Genomic DNA, 16318 nt, shown 5'->3' with positions numbered 1-16318 from the left:
GCGATGACCGGGCGTTTTCCGGACCGGCGTCTGCCGGTGGGTGCGGTGACGACACTGGACGAACTCTTCGACCCTGCCTCCGTGCACGGCCGTTCCTACGCGCTGCTGGTTCAGCACCCGCGCTCCACCGTGCTCGAGGTGGCCGAGCGGCTGACCGTGCCGCCCCGCGTGGCCGAGTCCGCGCTGGAGGCGCTGTGCCAGCTCGAGGCCGTGGTCCGGCTCACCGACGGCAAGGGCGTGGTGCGTTTCGACGCGCACGCCCCGGAAGCCTTGTCGGAGGCCGAGACTCGCCGCCGTAATCAGGACATGCTGCGCATGCAGTCGGCCGCCGCGCGCCTGGGGGAGACCTTCCGCTCGGTGCGTCGCACCACCGACGCCGACGGCGCGGTGGTGGCCGTCTACGAGCGCCGCCAGCTGCTGGCCGACTTCGAGGACCTGCAGCACACCGCGCACGCCACCGTGAAGGTGGTGGAACGCGGGCCGTTCCTCTCCGATGTGGAGACCGAGGAGCGGATGTTCGAGCTCAAGACCTCGCGCATCGCCGCCGGCATCGACTACCGGACCCTGTACCAGGAGACCATCTACCAGGATCCGGAACGGCTGCGCCACGTGCTGGCCACCAACGCCGTTGGCGCCCAGGCGCGTACGCTCGCCGACCCGCCGATGAAGCTGATCGTCGCCGACGATCGGCGCGCGGTGCTGGTGCTGCACACCGACGAGCGCCGCGGCGACCCCATGGGTGTCCGCGTCGGCCCGTCGCCCACCCTGGATCTGCTGGTCAAGACCTTCGACGCGCTGTGGCTGACGGCCACGCCGATCTCGGTGAACCCGTCCGAGGCGCTCGACGATCGGGACAAGGCCATCCTCACCCTGATGAGCATGGGCGCGACCGACGACACCATCGCGCGCCGGCTGGGCCTGTCGCGCCGAACGGTGGTGCGCCGCACCGCGAGTCTGCTCGAACGGCTGGGCGCCAGCACCCGTTTCCAGGCCGGAGTGCAGGCGACACGCCGCGGCTGGCTCTAGGGGTCTGTGGCGCAAGTCACCTCACAGCAACACTTCTCGCTGGTCAGCGATATTCATCATGCATGGCTGCTCGGGGCACTTCGCGAGCATCGATATGATTGTTTTCGTCCGCTGACCTTTTGACGTCCCGGGAACAGACGTCAGTTTTCGTGGGTCCGCCGAGTGTCTTCGGCTGCGGAAAAGACCAACCCGAGAGGTGAATGCACGCGTATGGATACTGCCCGCCGTACAGCACGCGGTACTCGTCGGCGTCGGTCCGGCAGCCCACTCTTCGGGCAGTTGCTCACCGCGGCGGTCGAATCCGCCGGTGACGCCATCGCCATCCGCTTCAACCCGACCGGGGATCCGGCCGCTCAGCGCGAGATCAGCTACCGCGAGCTGGACGCGCGCTCCTCGCAGCTGGCCCGGGAACTGATCGCCCGCGGTGTCGGCCCCGGCGACATGGTCGCCATCGGCATCACCCGCTCGATCGAATCCGTGCTGGCCGTCTGGGCCATCGCCAAGACCGGCGCGGCCTATGTGCCGGTCGACCCCGCGTACCCGGCCGACCGCATCGAACACCTGCTCACCGACTCCGGCGCGGTGCTGGGCCTGACCACCCGGGAGTACCGCGCGGGCCTGGGCGACGCCGCCACCTGGATCGAACTCGACGATCCGGCGCAGGAGCAGCGCGTCGCCGCGCACCCGGACCACCCGATCTCCTACGCCGACCGGGTGGGCACGCTCACCGAGCAGCACCCCGCGTACGTCATCTACACCTCCGGTTCCACCGGCAAGCCCAAGGGCGTGGTGGTCACCCACACCGGCCTGGCCGGGCTGGTGGCCGCCGAACGTGAGCACTACGCGGTCTCCGCGGATTCGCGGGTGCTGCACGTCTGTTCTCCCAGCTTCGACGTCTCGGTGCTGGAACTGCTGCTGACCTTCACCGTGGGTGCGACCCTCGTCATCGCGCCCGCCGGTGTCTTCGGCGGTGTGGAACTGGCCGACCTGCTGGACCGCGAGAGCGTCACCCACGTGTTCATCACGCCCGGCGCGCTGGAATCGGTGGACCCGGCCGGGCTCAGCGAACTGACCACCGTCGTGGTGGCCGGTGACAAGTTCGGCCCGGAACTGGTGTCGCGCTGGGCGACCGATGAGCGCTCCTTCTTCAACGGCTACGGCCCCACCGAGGCGACCATTCTCGCCACCTCCAGCGCCCCGCTGCTGCCGGGCGAGCCGATCACCATCGGCGCCGCCATCGCGGGTGTCGGTGCGTACGTGCTGGATTCGCGGCTGCGGCCGGTGCCGGACGGCGTGGTCGGCGAGCTGTACCTGTCGGGACCCGCACTGGCGCAGGGATACAAGGGCCGTCCCGGCCTGACCGCCGAGCGCTTCGTGGTGAGCCCGTTCGGCGAGGCCGCCGGAGCCCCGGGTTCGCGGCTGTACCGCACCGGTGATCTGGTGCGCCGCAATCCGGCCGAATCCGAGCAGCCGGGCGTCATCGAATATCTGGGCCGCTCCGACTTCCAGGTCAAGATCCGCGGTCTGCGTATCGAATTGGGCGAGATCGACAATGCCCTGAGCGCGCACCCGGACGTGGATTTCGCCGCGACCCTGGGCCGGGCGCTGCCGTCGGGCGCGACCGCCCTGGTCTCGTACGTGCTGCCCCGCCCGGGCGTGACCGTGGACACCGCGGCGCTGGCCGCGCACGTCGGCGAGTCGCTGCCCGCGTACATGGTGCCCACCGCCATCGTGGTGCTGGCCGAGATCCCGCTGACCCCGGTCGGCAAGCTGGACCGGAACGCCCTGCCGGAGCCGGTGTTCGCGGCCCGCGAGTTCCGCGCCCCGGCGACCCGCGCCGAGGAAGTCATCGCGGAAGTGTTCGCCGCCTTGCTGATTCCCGACAATCCGGACGCCCGGGTCGGTGCGGACGACGACTTCTTCGAACTCGGCGGCAACTCGCTGCTCGCCGCCCAGGCCGCCGCCCGCATCGGCGCCGCCCTCGGCGTGCGGGTGCCGGTGCACGTGCTGTTCGACGGCTCCACCGTGGCCGAACTGGCCCGCCGCCTCGAGGGTGAGACGGCCCCGGCCGCCACCGGGCCCGCGCTCGGCTCGCTGCCCCGCCCGAACCGGGTGCCGCTGTCCTTCGCCCAGCAGCGCATGTGGTTCCTCAACCGCTTCGACCCGAACAGCGCGGTCGACAACATGCCCCTCGCCGTGCGGCTCACCGGCGCCCTCGACGTGGACGCCATGCGCGCCGCCGCCGCGGACCTGGTCGCCCGTCACGAGGTGCTGCGCACCATCTACCCCGAGGTCGACGGCGAGGGCTTCCAGCAGGTGCTGCCCGCCACCGACCCGCGGGCCCGGCCCGAACTGCCGGTCACCGAGATCGACGCCGCCGAGATCGCCGACCGGGTCGCCGAGGTGGTCGGCGCGGGCTTCGACGTCACCGCCGCGCCGCCGCTGCGCCTGCGCCTGCTGCGCCTCGCGCCCGACGAGCACGTGCTGGTCGCCGCGATCTATCACATCGCCGCCGACGGCGTCTCGATCGGCGTGCTGGCCCGGGACCTGGTCACCGCGTACGCGCAGCGCATGAACGGGGCCGCTCCGCAGTGGGCCCCGCTCCCCGTGCAGTACGCGGATTACGCGGTGTGGCAGCGGGAATCGCTGGGCAGCGAGGACGACCCGGACTCGCCGCTGGCCCGCCAGATCGCCTACTGGCGCGAGAACCTCGCCGACCTGCCCGACGAACTGGTGCTGCCCTGGGATCGGCCGCGGCCCGCCGTCGCCTCCTACCGCGGCGGCAACCACAACTTCCGCTTCGACGACGAGATCTACGCGGCCGCACGCCGATTCGCCGAAACCCACAACACCACGCTGTTCATGGTGGTGCACACCGCGCTCGCGGTGCTGCTGGCCCGGCTCTCCGGCACCCGCGACATCGCCATCGGCACCCCGGTGGCCGGGCGCGGCGAGGCCGAACTCGACGACCTGATCGGCATGTTCGTCAACACGCTGGTGCTGCGCAGCGACGTCGACCCCGCCGCCTCCTTCACCGAGCTGGTGGCGGCGGTGCGCGAGAACGACGTGCGCGCCTTCGGCCACGCCGACGTGCCGTTCGAGCGCCTGGTGGAACTGCTGGACCCGGCCCGCTCGCAGGCCCGCAACCCGCTGTTCCAGGTCATGCTGACCTTCCAGAACATGGCCCCCACCCGGCTGGAACTGCCCGGCCTCACGGTGGCGGGCGCGGACCTGGAGATCCCCTTCGCCAAGTTCGACCTGCAGCTCACCCTGCAGGAATCGCTCGACGAGCGGGGCCACGCCACCGGCATGGCCGCCGAGTTCTCCTACGCCATGGACCTTTTCGACGCCGCCACGGTCGCCGAACTGGCCGCCCGCTTCCAGCGGGTGCTGGCCGCGCTGACCGCCGACCCGGCCGCGCCGGTCGGCGATCTGGCGCTGTTCTCCGCCGGGGAACGGCAGCGGGTGCTCACCGACTGGAACGCCACCGGTTTCGACGTGGCGGCCACGCTGCCCGAAGGCGCTGCGGCGACCCTGGTTTCGCGGTTCGATGCCCAGGCCGCGGCCACCCCGGACGCCGCCGCACTGGTCTTCGCGGACGAGACACTGACCTACCGTGAGCTCGCGGAGCGCTCCAACCGCCTGGCGCGACTGCTGATCGCCGAAGGCGTCGGACCGGAATCGCTGGTGGCCCTGGCCCTGCGCCGGTCGACCGAATTGGTCGTGGCCATGTACGCGGTGCTGCAGGCCGGTGCGGCCTACGTGCCGCTGGATCCCGACCAGCCCGCCGACCGCATCGGCCACATCCTCGACACCGCGCGGCCCCGACTGCTGCTCATCGCGGAAGCGGACGAATTCGAGGCCGGGGCAAGGGAGGTCGCCACCCTCTCGGTCGAACGGGCCGAGGCGTCCGCGCGGGCCCTCGGCGGCGCGCCGATCACCCAGGCCGAGCGCGTCCGACCGCTGCGCCCCGAGCACGCGGCCTACGTCATCTTCACCTCCGGCTCGACCGGCCGCCCCAAGGGCGTCGCCGTCGAGCACCGCGCCATCGTCAACCGCCTGGTGTGGATGCAGCACGAATACGCGCTGACCGCCGACGACGCGGTGCTGCAGAAGACTCCGGCCACCTTCGACGTGTCGGTGTGGGAGTTCTTCTGGCCCTTGCAGACCGGTGCGCGCCTGGTGGTCGCCAAGCCGGACGGCCACCGCGACCCGGTGTACCTGGCGCAGATCATCGCCGAACAGCGCATCACCACCGCGCATTTCGTGCCGTCCATGCTGTCGGCGTTCGTGGCCACGCTGGACAACGACAGCGAACTGGCGCGCGCAGGCCGCGGGCTGCGGCAGGTGTTCGCCTCCGGTGAGGCGCTGCCCGCGCCGACCGCGCGGCAGCTGCGCGAGCTGACCGGGGCGCGCCTGCACAATCTGTACGGCCCGACCGAAGCCGCCGTCGACGTCACCTATCACGAGGCCGTCGACGCCGACACGGTGTCGATGCCGATCGGGCGTCCGGTCTTCAATACCCGTGTCTACGTGCTGGATTCCCGCCTCAACCCGGTCCCGGCCGGGGTCGCGGGCGAACTGTATCTGGCGGGTGTACAGCTGGCGCGCGGCTATGTCGAGCGCCCGGACCTGACCGCGGACCGCTTCGTCGCCGACCCGTTCGGCAGCGGTGAACGCCTCTACCGCACCGGCGATCTGGTGAAATGGACCGCCGAGGGCGAGCTGGAGTATTTGGGCCGCACCGACTTCCAGGTGAAGTTGCGCGGTCTGCGCATCGAACTGGGCGAGATCGAGGCCGCGCTGCTGGCGCAGCCGGGCGTCGCGCAGTCGGTGGTGGTGGTGCGCGCCGACGCGCACACCGGCGACCAGCTGGTCGGCTACGCCGTCGCCGCCGACACCACCCCCGAGGAGCTGAAAGCCGGTCTGGCCCGGTCGCTTCCGGCGTACATGGTGCCCAGCGCGGTCGTGGTGCTCGACGAGTTCCCGCTCAACGCCTCCGGCAAGCTGGATCGCAAGGCGCTCCCGGCTCCGGTGTTCGAGGCCAAGAGCTTCCGTGCCCCGTCGACCCCGATCGAGGAGATCGTGGCCGGGGTGTTCGGCGAGCTGCTCGGCACCGACCGGGTCGGCGCGGACGACGACTTCTTCGAACTGGGCGGCAACTCGCTCATCGCCACCCGGGCCGTGGCGCGGATCAACGCCGCCCTCGACACCACCGTCGCGGTGCGCGAGATCTTCGAGACCGCAACGGTTTCCGGGCTGGCCGCGCGCATCGTGCCGGGTGCGGGCGCCGGGGCGCGGCCGGCGCTGGTGGCGGGGGAGCGTCCCGCCCGCGTCCCGCTGTCGCTGGCGCAGCAGCGCATGTGGGTGCTCAACCAGCTCGACCCGGATTCCCCCGTCTACAACATCCCGATGGTCATCCGGCTCACCGGCGCGCTCGACGTGCCCGCCCTGCGTCACGCCGTCGAGGACGTGCTCACCCGCCACGAGGTGCTGCGCACCCGCTACCCGGAGACCACGCCGGGCGGGCCCGCCTTCCAGGAGATCCTCTCGGTCGCCGACGTGCTGCCGCACGGTCTCGAGCTGGAGCGGGCCGCCGATATCGGTGGCCGGATCGGTGCGCTGGTTGGCGCCGGATTCGATGTGGCGCAACGGGTTCCGGTGCGGGTTCGGCTGATCACCGGCGACGACCCGGACGACTACCTGCTGGTCCTGGTGGCCCACCACATCGCCGCCGACGGCGCCTCCATGGCGCCGCTGGCTCGCGACCTGATGACCGCGTACCTCGCGCACGCCGCGGGCGAGGCCCCGGCCTGGCAGCCGCTCGCGGTCCAGTACGCGGACTACGCGGTCTGGCAGCGGGCCGCGCTCGGCCTCGAGGACGACGCCGAGTCGGCGGCCGCCGCGCAGATCGCGTTCTGGCGCGACCAGCTGGCCGGACTGCCGGACCGCCCGATGCTGCCGCTGGACCGGCCGCGCCCGGCGGTGGCGTCCATGCGCGGCGCGCTGCTCGACTTCACGCTGTCGCCGCAGGTGCACACCGGCCTGAATCGCCTGGCGCGCCAGCACAACGCGTCACTGTTCATGGTGGTGCACGCGGCGGTGGCGGCCTGGCTGTCGCGGCTGTCGGGCAGCACCGACGTGGTGCTCGGCACCGCGGTCGCGGGTCGCGGCGAACGCGCCCTCGACGATCTGGTCGGCATGTTCGTCAACACGCTGACGCTGCGCACCCGGGTGGATCCGGCCGCGTCGTTCGACGAGCTGGTCGAGCGGGCCCGCGAGACCGACCTGTCGGCGTTCGCGCACGCGGACATCCCGTTCGAACGGGTCTCCGAGCTCGCCGCCCGCACCACCGCGAATCCGCTGCTGCAGGTGGTGCTTTCGCTGCAGAACACCGAGACCCCGGTGCTGGAACTGCCGGGCCTGACCGTGGCGGCCGTCGACACCGACCTGGCCACCGCCAAATTCGATCTGCAGATCAGCGTCGAACCGCGCCCCGGCGTGGACGGCGCGACCGGTGAACTGGCCGTCATCCTCAACTACGACACGGACCTGTTCGAGGAATTCTCGATGGCGTCCTTCGGCCGGGCGCTGGAACGGATGCTCACCGCCGTCGCCGCCGACCCGCAGCTGCCGGTCGGCGACATCGAACTGCTCGATGCCGCGGAATCGGTTGCGGTACAGGCGATGTCGCAGGCCGCGCCGGAGCCGGCCGGACTCGGTGTGCGTGGTGCGGCGCTGTCCCAGCTGCTCACCACCGCCGCCGAGGACGACCCGGACGGCCCCGCACTGGTGTGGGGCGAGGAGGCGCTCACCTACTCCGAACTCGACGCCCGCTCCTCGCGGCTGGCCCGGGTGCTCATCGCCCGTGGCAGCGGACCCGGCACCGGAGTGGTGCTGCGTCTGGACCGCGGTGTGGACCAGATGGTCGCCATCTGGGCGGTGCTCAAGGCGGGCACCATGATGGTGCCGTTCGCCGCCGCCGAGACGCCCGGTCAGGACGTGAAGGTCGGCATCACCGTCGGCCGCGCGCCCGAGGGCGTGCGCGGCATCGACTGGGTGGTGCTCGACGATCCTGAGACCGCGGCCGAGGTCGCGGCCGAATCGGCGCGACCGGTCACCTACGCCAACCGGATTCGCGCGCTGCGCGGTGACGACCGGGCCCGCACGTCGGCGGACGGGACGCTCACCTACGACGAGCTGGCCGCCGCCGTCGACCGCGCCCGCGGTCTGGACCTCACCTTCGAATCGCGAACCTTCCATCACGGCGCCGCGGATTCCGCGCTGGCCATGATCGAAGCGGTCGCGGCCGGAGCGGTCGGGGCGTCGGTGGTGCTGGTTGCCGCCGAGCCCGGCGCGGAACTGTCGGACGCGCTCGCCGACGAGTGGGTCACCCACGTCTTCGCCGAGGCCGATCGCCTCGGCGAACTGGATCCGGCTCCGCTCGAAGATCTTCGGGCCGTCGTACTCGACGCCCCCACCGCGGCCGCCGAGCCGTGGGCACAGACCGCCACCGTGGCGGTGCTGCCGGCCACCGGGACGGTGCCGCCGGAGTAACGGAGACGACGCTGCCGCGTTTGCGTCGCGGTAGCCCTCGTGCAGAGCGGTCCCCCCGGACCGCGTCGGCGCCGGCGGAATTCACCTCCCGCCGGCGCCGTTGGTAGCCATCACGAATGGCTATGGCGCAGATCACATCATGCAACGCCGTGTCGCTGCCATCGATAGTCCTTCCAGTTCGAGCGGTCGGACCAGCCGTGCGCGGCTATGCTGTGCCGGTTCGCCCGGCTGTGCAGGCATGTCGGCTCGGGCTGGTCGAAGACCTTCGACGTGTGTGGATTGCTGTATCTGTGAGGTGAACAACTGTATGGAAACTGCCCGCAGAGCAGCTCGTGGTAGTCGACGACGCAGGTCCGGCAGCCCATTCTTCGGCCAATTGCTCACCGCCGCGGTCGAATCCTCCGCCACCGCCGTCGCCGTCAGTTTCAACCCCACCGGAGATCCGGCCGACCTGGTCGAGCTCACCTACCGCGAACTCGACGAGCGGTCCTCGCAGGTCGCCCGCGAACTGATCGCGCTGGGCGTGGGTCCCGGCGACGTGGTGGCCATGGCCATCGCGCGCTCGGTGGAATCGGTGCTCGCGGTGTGGGCCATCGTGAAGACCGGCGCGGCCTACCTGCCGGTGGACCCGACCTACCCGGCCGACCGGATCGAGCACATGCTCACCGACTCCGGCGCGAAGTTCGGCGTCACCGTGGCCGCCCACCGCCGCGGTCTCGGAACCGCCGCCTACTGGGTCGAACTCGACGATCCGGCCCGCGCGGAACGGATCGCCGCCCGGCCGTCGCACCCGATCTCCTACGCCGACCGCACCCGGGCTTTGACCGAACAGCACCTGGCCTACGTCATCTACACCTCCGGATCCACCGGCAAGCCCAAGGGCGTGGCCGTCGACCACGCGGGCCTGGCGGTGCTGGCCGCCCGCCGCGAACACCGTGGCATCACCGAGGATTCGCGGCTCACCCAGCTCATCACCCCCAGCTTCGACTTCTCCATCGTCGAACTGCTGTGGGCGTTCAGCGCGGGCGCGACCCTGGTGGTGGTGCCGCCGCACGTGTTCGGCGGGCCGGAACTGACCGAACTGCTACGCCGCGAACGCATCACCCACCTCTGCATCACCCCGGCCGTGCTGGAATCGCTGGATCCGGCGGTGCCGCAGGACCTGCAGGCCGTCATGTGCGGTGGCGAGCGGGTGCCGTCCGCGCTGGTCGACCGGTGGGTCACCCCCGACCGCGAGTTCTTCATCGAATACGGCCCGAGCGAGGTCACCGCCATCGCCACCGCCACCGACGCGCTCCAGCCCGGCGGCGGCACCCACATCGGTTCGCTGCTCCCCGGCATCGGTGCGTACGTGCTGGACGCGGGCCTGCGGCCGGTGCCGCCCGGCGTGATCGGCGAACTGTACCTGGCGGGTCAGGCGCTCGCCATGGGCTACCTGAACCGGCCCGGGCTGACTTCGGAACGTTTCGTCGCGAGCCCCTACGGCGAACCCGGGCAGCGGCTCTACCGCACCGGCGACCTGGTCCGCCGCCGCGAGGACGGGACCTTCGAGCACCACGGCCGCACCGACTTCCAGGTCAAGATCCGCGGTCTGCGCATCGAACTCGGGGAGATCGACAGCGCGGTGACCGCGCACCCGGACGTCGACTTCGCCGTCACCCTCGGCACCACCCTGCCGACCGGCGCCGCCGCCCTCGTCACCTATGTGCTCCCCACCCCCGGCGCGACCGTCGACGTCGCCGCCCTGACGGCCTTCGCGGGCGAGTCGCTACCCGCCTACATGGTTCCCGCGGCCATCGTCGCCCTCGACGAGATCCCGCTGACCCCGGTCGGCAAGGTCGACCGCGCCCGCCTGCCCGCACCGGTCTTCGCCGCCCGCGCCTTCCGGGCCCCGGCCACGCCCGCGGAACAGGCCGTCGCCGAGATCTTCTCGGGCCTGCTCACCCCGCCCGGCGCGGACCCGGTGCGGGTCGGCGCCGACGACGACTTCTTCGAACTCGGCGGCAATTCGCTGCTGGCCGCGCAGGCCGTGGCCCGCATCGGGAACGCGCTCGACGCGCGGGTGCCGGTGCGGGTGCTCTTCGACGCCTCCACGGTGTCCGCGCTGGCCCGGCTGGTCGAGGACGAACTCAGCACCGGGAACGCCGCGCCCGCACTGGTCGCCGGGCCGCGCCCGGACCGGGTGCCGCTGTCCTACGCGCAGCAGCGCATGTGGTTCCTCAATCGGTTCGATCCCGCCAGCGCGGTCGACAATGTCCCGCTCGCGGTCCGGCTGTCCGGCGCACTCGACCTGGACGCCATGCGCGCCGCGGCCCGGGACCTGGTGGAACGGCACGAAGTGCTGCGCACCATCTACCCGGAGGTCGACGGCGAGGGTTACCAGCAGGTGCTGCCCAGCACCGATTCCCGTGCGATCCCGGCACTTCCGATCGACGACATCGACCTCGCCGACCTGACCCCACGGGTCATGGAACTCGGCGGCACCGGCTTCGACGTCACCGCCGAACCGCCCCTGCGACTACGCGTCCTACGACTGGGACCGGACGAGTACGTCCTGGTCTGCGTGGTCCACCACATCGCCGCCGACGGGTTCTCCATGGGACCGCTGGTGCGGGACCTGGTGACCGCCTACGTCTCCCGCAGCTCCGGCGACGCGCCGCGGTGGCAGCCGCTGCCGATCCAGTACGCCGACTACACGCTCTGGCAGCGGGCCGCCCTCGGCAACGAGGACGACGAGAATTCGGCCATCGCACGGCAGATCGCGTTCTGGCACGACACCCTCGCCGAACTGCCCGACGAACTGGTGCTGCCCGCGGACCGCCCGCGCCCGCCGGTCGCGTCCTACCGCGGCGGCACCTTCCGCTTCGAGCTCGCCGACGACGTGTACGCGGGCGTGCGGCGACTGGCCCGCGCCCACAACGGCACCACCTTCATGGTCGTGCACGCCGCGCTCGCGGTGCTGCTGGCCCGGCTCTCCGGCACCCGCGACATCGCCGTGGGCACCCCGGTCGCGGGCCGCGGCGACGCCGAACTCGACGACCTCATCGGCATGTTCGTCAACACCCTGGTGCTCCGCACCGACGTCGACCCCGCGCTCGGGTTCACCGAACTCCTGGGCCGGGTCCGCGAATCCGACCTGCGCGCCTTCGGCAATGCCGACGTGCCCTTCGAACGACTGGTGGACCTGCTCGAACCGGCCCGCTCGCAGGCCCGCAACCCGCTGTTCCAGGTCATGCTGTCGTTCCAGAACCTGGCGCCCGCCGACCTGCGCCTGCCCGGCCTGACCGTCTCCGGCGCGGACCTCGAGGTGCCGTTCGCCAAATTCGACCTGCAACTGACCGTGCAGGAACGGGTCGACGAGCACGGCGACGGCACCGGCATGGCGGCCGAATTCTCCTACGCGCTCGACCTTTTCGACGACGCCACCGTCGCCTCCTTCGCGCGCCGGTTCGCCCGCGTGCTCGAACTGGTCGGCGGCGACCCCACCGGTCCGGTCGGCGATCTCGCCCTGCTGTCGGAGGAGGAACAGCGCCGGGTCCTCACCGACTGGAACGCCACCGACTGCGACGTGGTCGCGGCGGTGGGCCTGCCCCGCGGCAGTGCGCCGACCCTGGTCTCGATGTTCGAGGCGCAGGTCGCGAGTTCCCCCGATGCCGTGGCGCTCGTGTTCGAGCACGAACGCCTCACCTACCGCGAACTCGCCCAGCGCGCCCGCCGTCTCGCCCGTGAACTGGTGGACGAGTACGGCGTCGGACCGGAAACCCTGGTCGCCCTGGCCATCCGGCGCTCCACCGAACTCGTGGTGGCCATGTACGCCATCGTCGAGGCGGGCGCGGCCTACGTGCCGCTGGACCCCGAACAGCCGCACGACCGCATCGCCCACATTCTCGACACCGCCCGCCCGCGCCTGGTGCTCACCACCCGCGCCTACGGATTCGACGGCGGGGACGGCATTCCCGCCGTGCTGGTGGAGGCCGCCGAGGACCGGGCGCGGCACCGCTCGGCCGAACCGATCGGCGAGCTCGACCGGGTGCGACCCCTGCGGCCCGCGCATCCCGCCTACGTCATCTTCACCTCCGGCTCGACCGGGCGGCCTAAGGGCGTGGCGGTGAGCCACGCGGCGATCGTCAACCGCCTGGTCTGGATGCAGGCGCAGTACCGGCTGGCCTACACCGACGTCGTGCTGCAGAAGACCCCGGCGACCTTCGACGTCTCGGTGTGGGAGTTCTTCTGGCCGTTGCAGACCGGCGCGCGCCTGGTCGTCGCCCGGCCCGACGGGCACCGGGACCCGATGTACCTGGCCGAGGTGATCGCCGAACAAGGCGTCACCACGGCGCATTTCGTGCCGTCCATGCTCGCCATGTTCCTGTCCACCCTGGGCGAGGGCAGTTTCGCGGGGACCGCGCTGCGGCAGGTATTCGCCTCGGGCGAGGCGCTGCCGGCGCCCACCGCGCAGCGGCTGCGGGAGCTCACCGGCGCGCGGCTGCACAACCTGTACGGGCCGACCGAGGCCGCGGTCGACGTCACCTATCACGAGGTGACCGACGCCGACACGGTATCGGTGCCGATCGGACGGCCGGTCTTCAATACCCGCCTCTACGTGCTGGATTCGCGCCTGCGGCCGGTCGCGCCCGGCGTCGCGGGCGAGCTGTACCTGGCCGGTGACCAGCTGGCCATCGGCTACGTGGCCCGCCCGGACCTCACCGCCGACCGCTTCGTCGCCGACCCCTTCGGCCACGGCGAGCGCATGTACCGCACCGGCGACCTGGTGAAGTGGACCGCCGACGGCGAGGTCGAATACCTGGGCCGCACCGACTTCCAGGTGAAACTGCGCGGCCTGCGCATCGAACTGGGCGAAATCGAGGCCGCGCTGCTGGCACAGCCGGGTGTCGCGCAGTCGGTCGTGGTGGTGCGGTCCGACGCCGTCACCGGCGACCAGCTGATCGGCTACGTGGTTCGCGAACCCGGCGTCGAGGTCGATCCGACCGAGGTCAAAACGGCGGTCGCGCAGCAGCTTCCGGCCTACATGGTGCCGTCCGCGGTCGCCGTGATGGAAGCCTTCCCGCTCAACGCCTCCGGCAAGCTGGACCGCCGCGCGCTGCCCGCCCCGCTGATCCAGCCCCGCCGGTTCCGCGCGCCCTCGACCCCGATCGAGGAGATCGTGGCGGGCGTCTTCGCGGACCTGCTCGGCGTGGACGGCGTCGGCGCGGACGACGACTTCTTCGAGCTCGGCGGCAATTCGCTCATCGCCACCCGGGCGGTCTCCCGCGTCAACGAGGCCCTCGAGGGCACCGTCACCGTGCGCGAACTCTTCGAGACCCCAACGGTTTCCGGCCTGGCCGCCCGCATCGTTCCGGGCGCGGCGGCGGGCACCCGGCCCGCGCTGGTGGCGGGGGAGCGGCCCGCGCGCGTTCCGCTGTCGCTGGCGCAACAGCGCATGTGGGTGCTCAACCAGCTCGACCCGGAGTCGGCGGCCTACAACATCCCCATGGTCATCCGGCTCACCGGCGCGCTCGACGTCACGGCGCTGACCCTGGCCGCCGAGGACGTGCTGACCAGGCACGAGATCCTGCGCACCCGCTACCCGGAATCCGAGCCCGGCGGCGCGCCCTACCAGGAGGTGCTCTCGCTCGCCGAGGCGCTACCCGGCGGCCTCGAACTGCAGCGCACCGGCGATATCGGCGCGTGCGTGCAACGGCTGGTCGGCACCGGATTCGATGTGGCGCAGCAGGTTCCGGTGCGGCTGCGGCTGCTCGCCGGTGACGCGCCCGACGACTACCTGCTGATCTTGGTCGCCCACCACATCGCGGCCGACGGCGCGTCCTTCGCCCCGCTGGCCCGCGACCTGATGACCGCCTATCTGTCCCGCGCCGAGGGCGAAACCCCCGGCTGGGCCCCGCTGCCGGTGCAGTACGCCGATTTCGCGCTCTGGCAGCGCGCCATGATCGGCATCGACACCGACGAGAACTCCATCGCGGCAGCGCAATTGGCGTACTGGCGTGAACAGCTCGCGGACCTGCCGGCGCGGCCGCCGCTGGCGCTGGACCGGCCCCGACCGGCCGCGCCGTCCATGCGCGGCGCGCTGGTCGACTACGTGGTGCCCGCCGAGATCCATGCCGAACTGAACCGGATCGCACGCCGCCACAACGCGTCGCTGTTCATGGTCATGCACGCGGCCCTCGCCGTGCTGCTGGCTCGGCAGTCGGGCAGCTCGGACATCGTGGTCGGCACCGCGGTCGCGGGCCGCGGCGAACGGGTGCTCGACGGCCTGGTCGGCATGTTCGTCAACACCCTCACCCTGCGCACCGCCGTGGACCCCGCCGCCTCCTTCGACGACCTGGTCGCCGCGGCCCGGGAGACCGATCTGTCGGCCTTCGCGCACGCGGACCTGCCCTACGAGCGGGTGGTGGAGGCGGTCGCGCCCGGCGCCGGCCCGCTGCTGCAAGTGGTGCTGGCCCTGCAGAACAACGAGGTCGCCGAACTCGAACTGCCGGGGCTGACCGTCTCCGGCGTGGACGCCGACCTGACCGCCGCCAAGTTCGACCTCCAGATCGGCGTCGAGGCGCACCCGCCCGCGGCCGACGGGACCCCCGGCGATCTGGCCGTCGTGTTCTCCTACGCCACCGATCTTTTCGACGAATCGACCATCGAGGCGCTCGGCGCGCGACTGCTGCGGGTGCTGGCCGCGGTGGCCGCCGACTCGCACATGCCGGTCGGCGATATCGATCTGCTGGACTCGGCCGAACGTTCCCGCGTGCAGGCCGCGCCCACCCCCGTGCCGGTGGTGACCACCACCGCCCACGGCGCCGCGCTGCCACAGTCGCTGTCGGTCACGGTCGAGGACGATCCGGACGGCCCGGCCCTGGTCCACGGCGACGAGTCGGTCACCTACCAGGATCTCGACGCCCGCTCCTCCCGGCTGGCCCGCGTCCTCATCGGGCGCGGCTGCGGCCCGGGCACGGGCGTGGGCCTGCGCCTGGACCGCGGCGTCGACCTGGCCGTGGCCACCTGGGCGGTGCTCAAGGCCGGTGCGGCCGCGGTGCCGCTGGCCTCCCTCGACCGGCTGCCCCCGGCCGGACTGGATATGAAGGTCGGTCTCACCACCGGGACGCCCATGGCGGTCGCCGGCCTCGACTGGCTGGCCCTCGACGATCCGGGCGTGGCCGCCGAGATCGCCGCCGAATCCGCGCGGCCGGTCACCTACGCGCACCGCACCCGCGCCCTGCGCGGCGACGACACCGCCTTCGCCGCCCCCGGGCGGGCCTCCCTGGGCTACGACGCGGTGGCGGCCCTGGTGGACCGGATTCGCGGCGAATCGGAGCTGACTTTCGAATCCCGCACCTTCCGGACGGGCGCGGTGGACCATCCCTTCGCGCTGCTGGAGGTGATCGCCGCCGGCGGCGTCGGGGCGTCCATGGTGCTGGCCGAGCCGGGCGCCGACCTGACCGGGACGCTCGCCGACGAATGGGTCACCCACCTGTTCGCCGAACGCGACGGCGTAGGCCGGGTGGACCCCGCCGAGCTGGAGGATCTGCGAGCCCTGGTGGTGGACGCGCTGCCGGTCCCCGCGCAGTGGTCCGGTCACACCGTGATCGCCCTTCCCGGGGCGGGTGGGGTGTGATGACCACGGGTTGACCTCCCGGAGTGGCTCTCCCGCCCGCCGGGCTGAATACTCTGGGGAAGCCCCGCGTGAACCCGCCGTCTCCGAGGGCGGCGAACCACCCTGCCACCGGCA

3 protein-coding genes are annotated in these 16318 nt (G+C 71.9%); all 3 read left to right on the top strand.

Translation table 11 applies throughout. The features are described from left to right. The first annotated feature begins 45 nt into the window (after window positions 1-45). The 3 genes from ABZ382_RS16245 (at window position 46) to ABZ382_RS16235 (ending at window position 16204) form a co-directional block, all read left to right on the top strand. On the top strand, window positions 46-1026 hold the full coding sequence (locus ABZ382_RS16245; protein WP_357089206.1) for a helix-turn-helix transcriptional regulator: 981 nt from the start codon (window positions 46-48) through the stop codon (window positions 1024-1026). A 279-nt stretch (window positions 1027-1305) separates the two neighbouring features. Further along, complete coding sequence (locus ABZ382_RS16240) at window positions 1306-8583, top strand: amino acid adenylation domain-containing protein (protein ID WP_357089204.1); 7278 nt, start codon at window positions 1306-1308, stop codon at window positions 8581-8583. 376 nt (window positions 8584-8959) lie between these two features. Beyond that, entirely contained in the window at window positions 8960-16204 is a 7245-nt protein-coding gene (locus ABZ382_RS16235; protein WP_357089202.1) for an amino acid adenylation domain-containing protein, read from the top strand. Window positions 16205-16318 lie beyond the last annotated feature (114 nt).

The organism is Nocardia sp. NPDC005825, from assembly GCF_040630175.1.
GTDB lineage: Bacteria > Actinomycetota > Actinomycetes > Mycobacteriales > Mycobacteriaceae > Nocardia.
The sequence above is the reverse complement of the archived record's forward strand: the minus strand, read 5'-3'. Positions and strand labels throughout refer to the sequence as shown.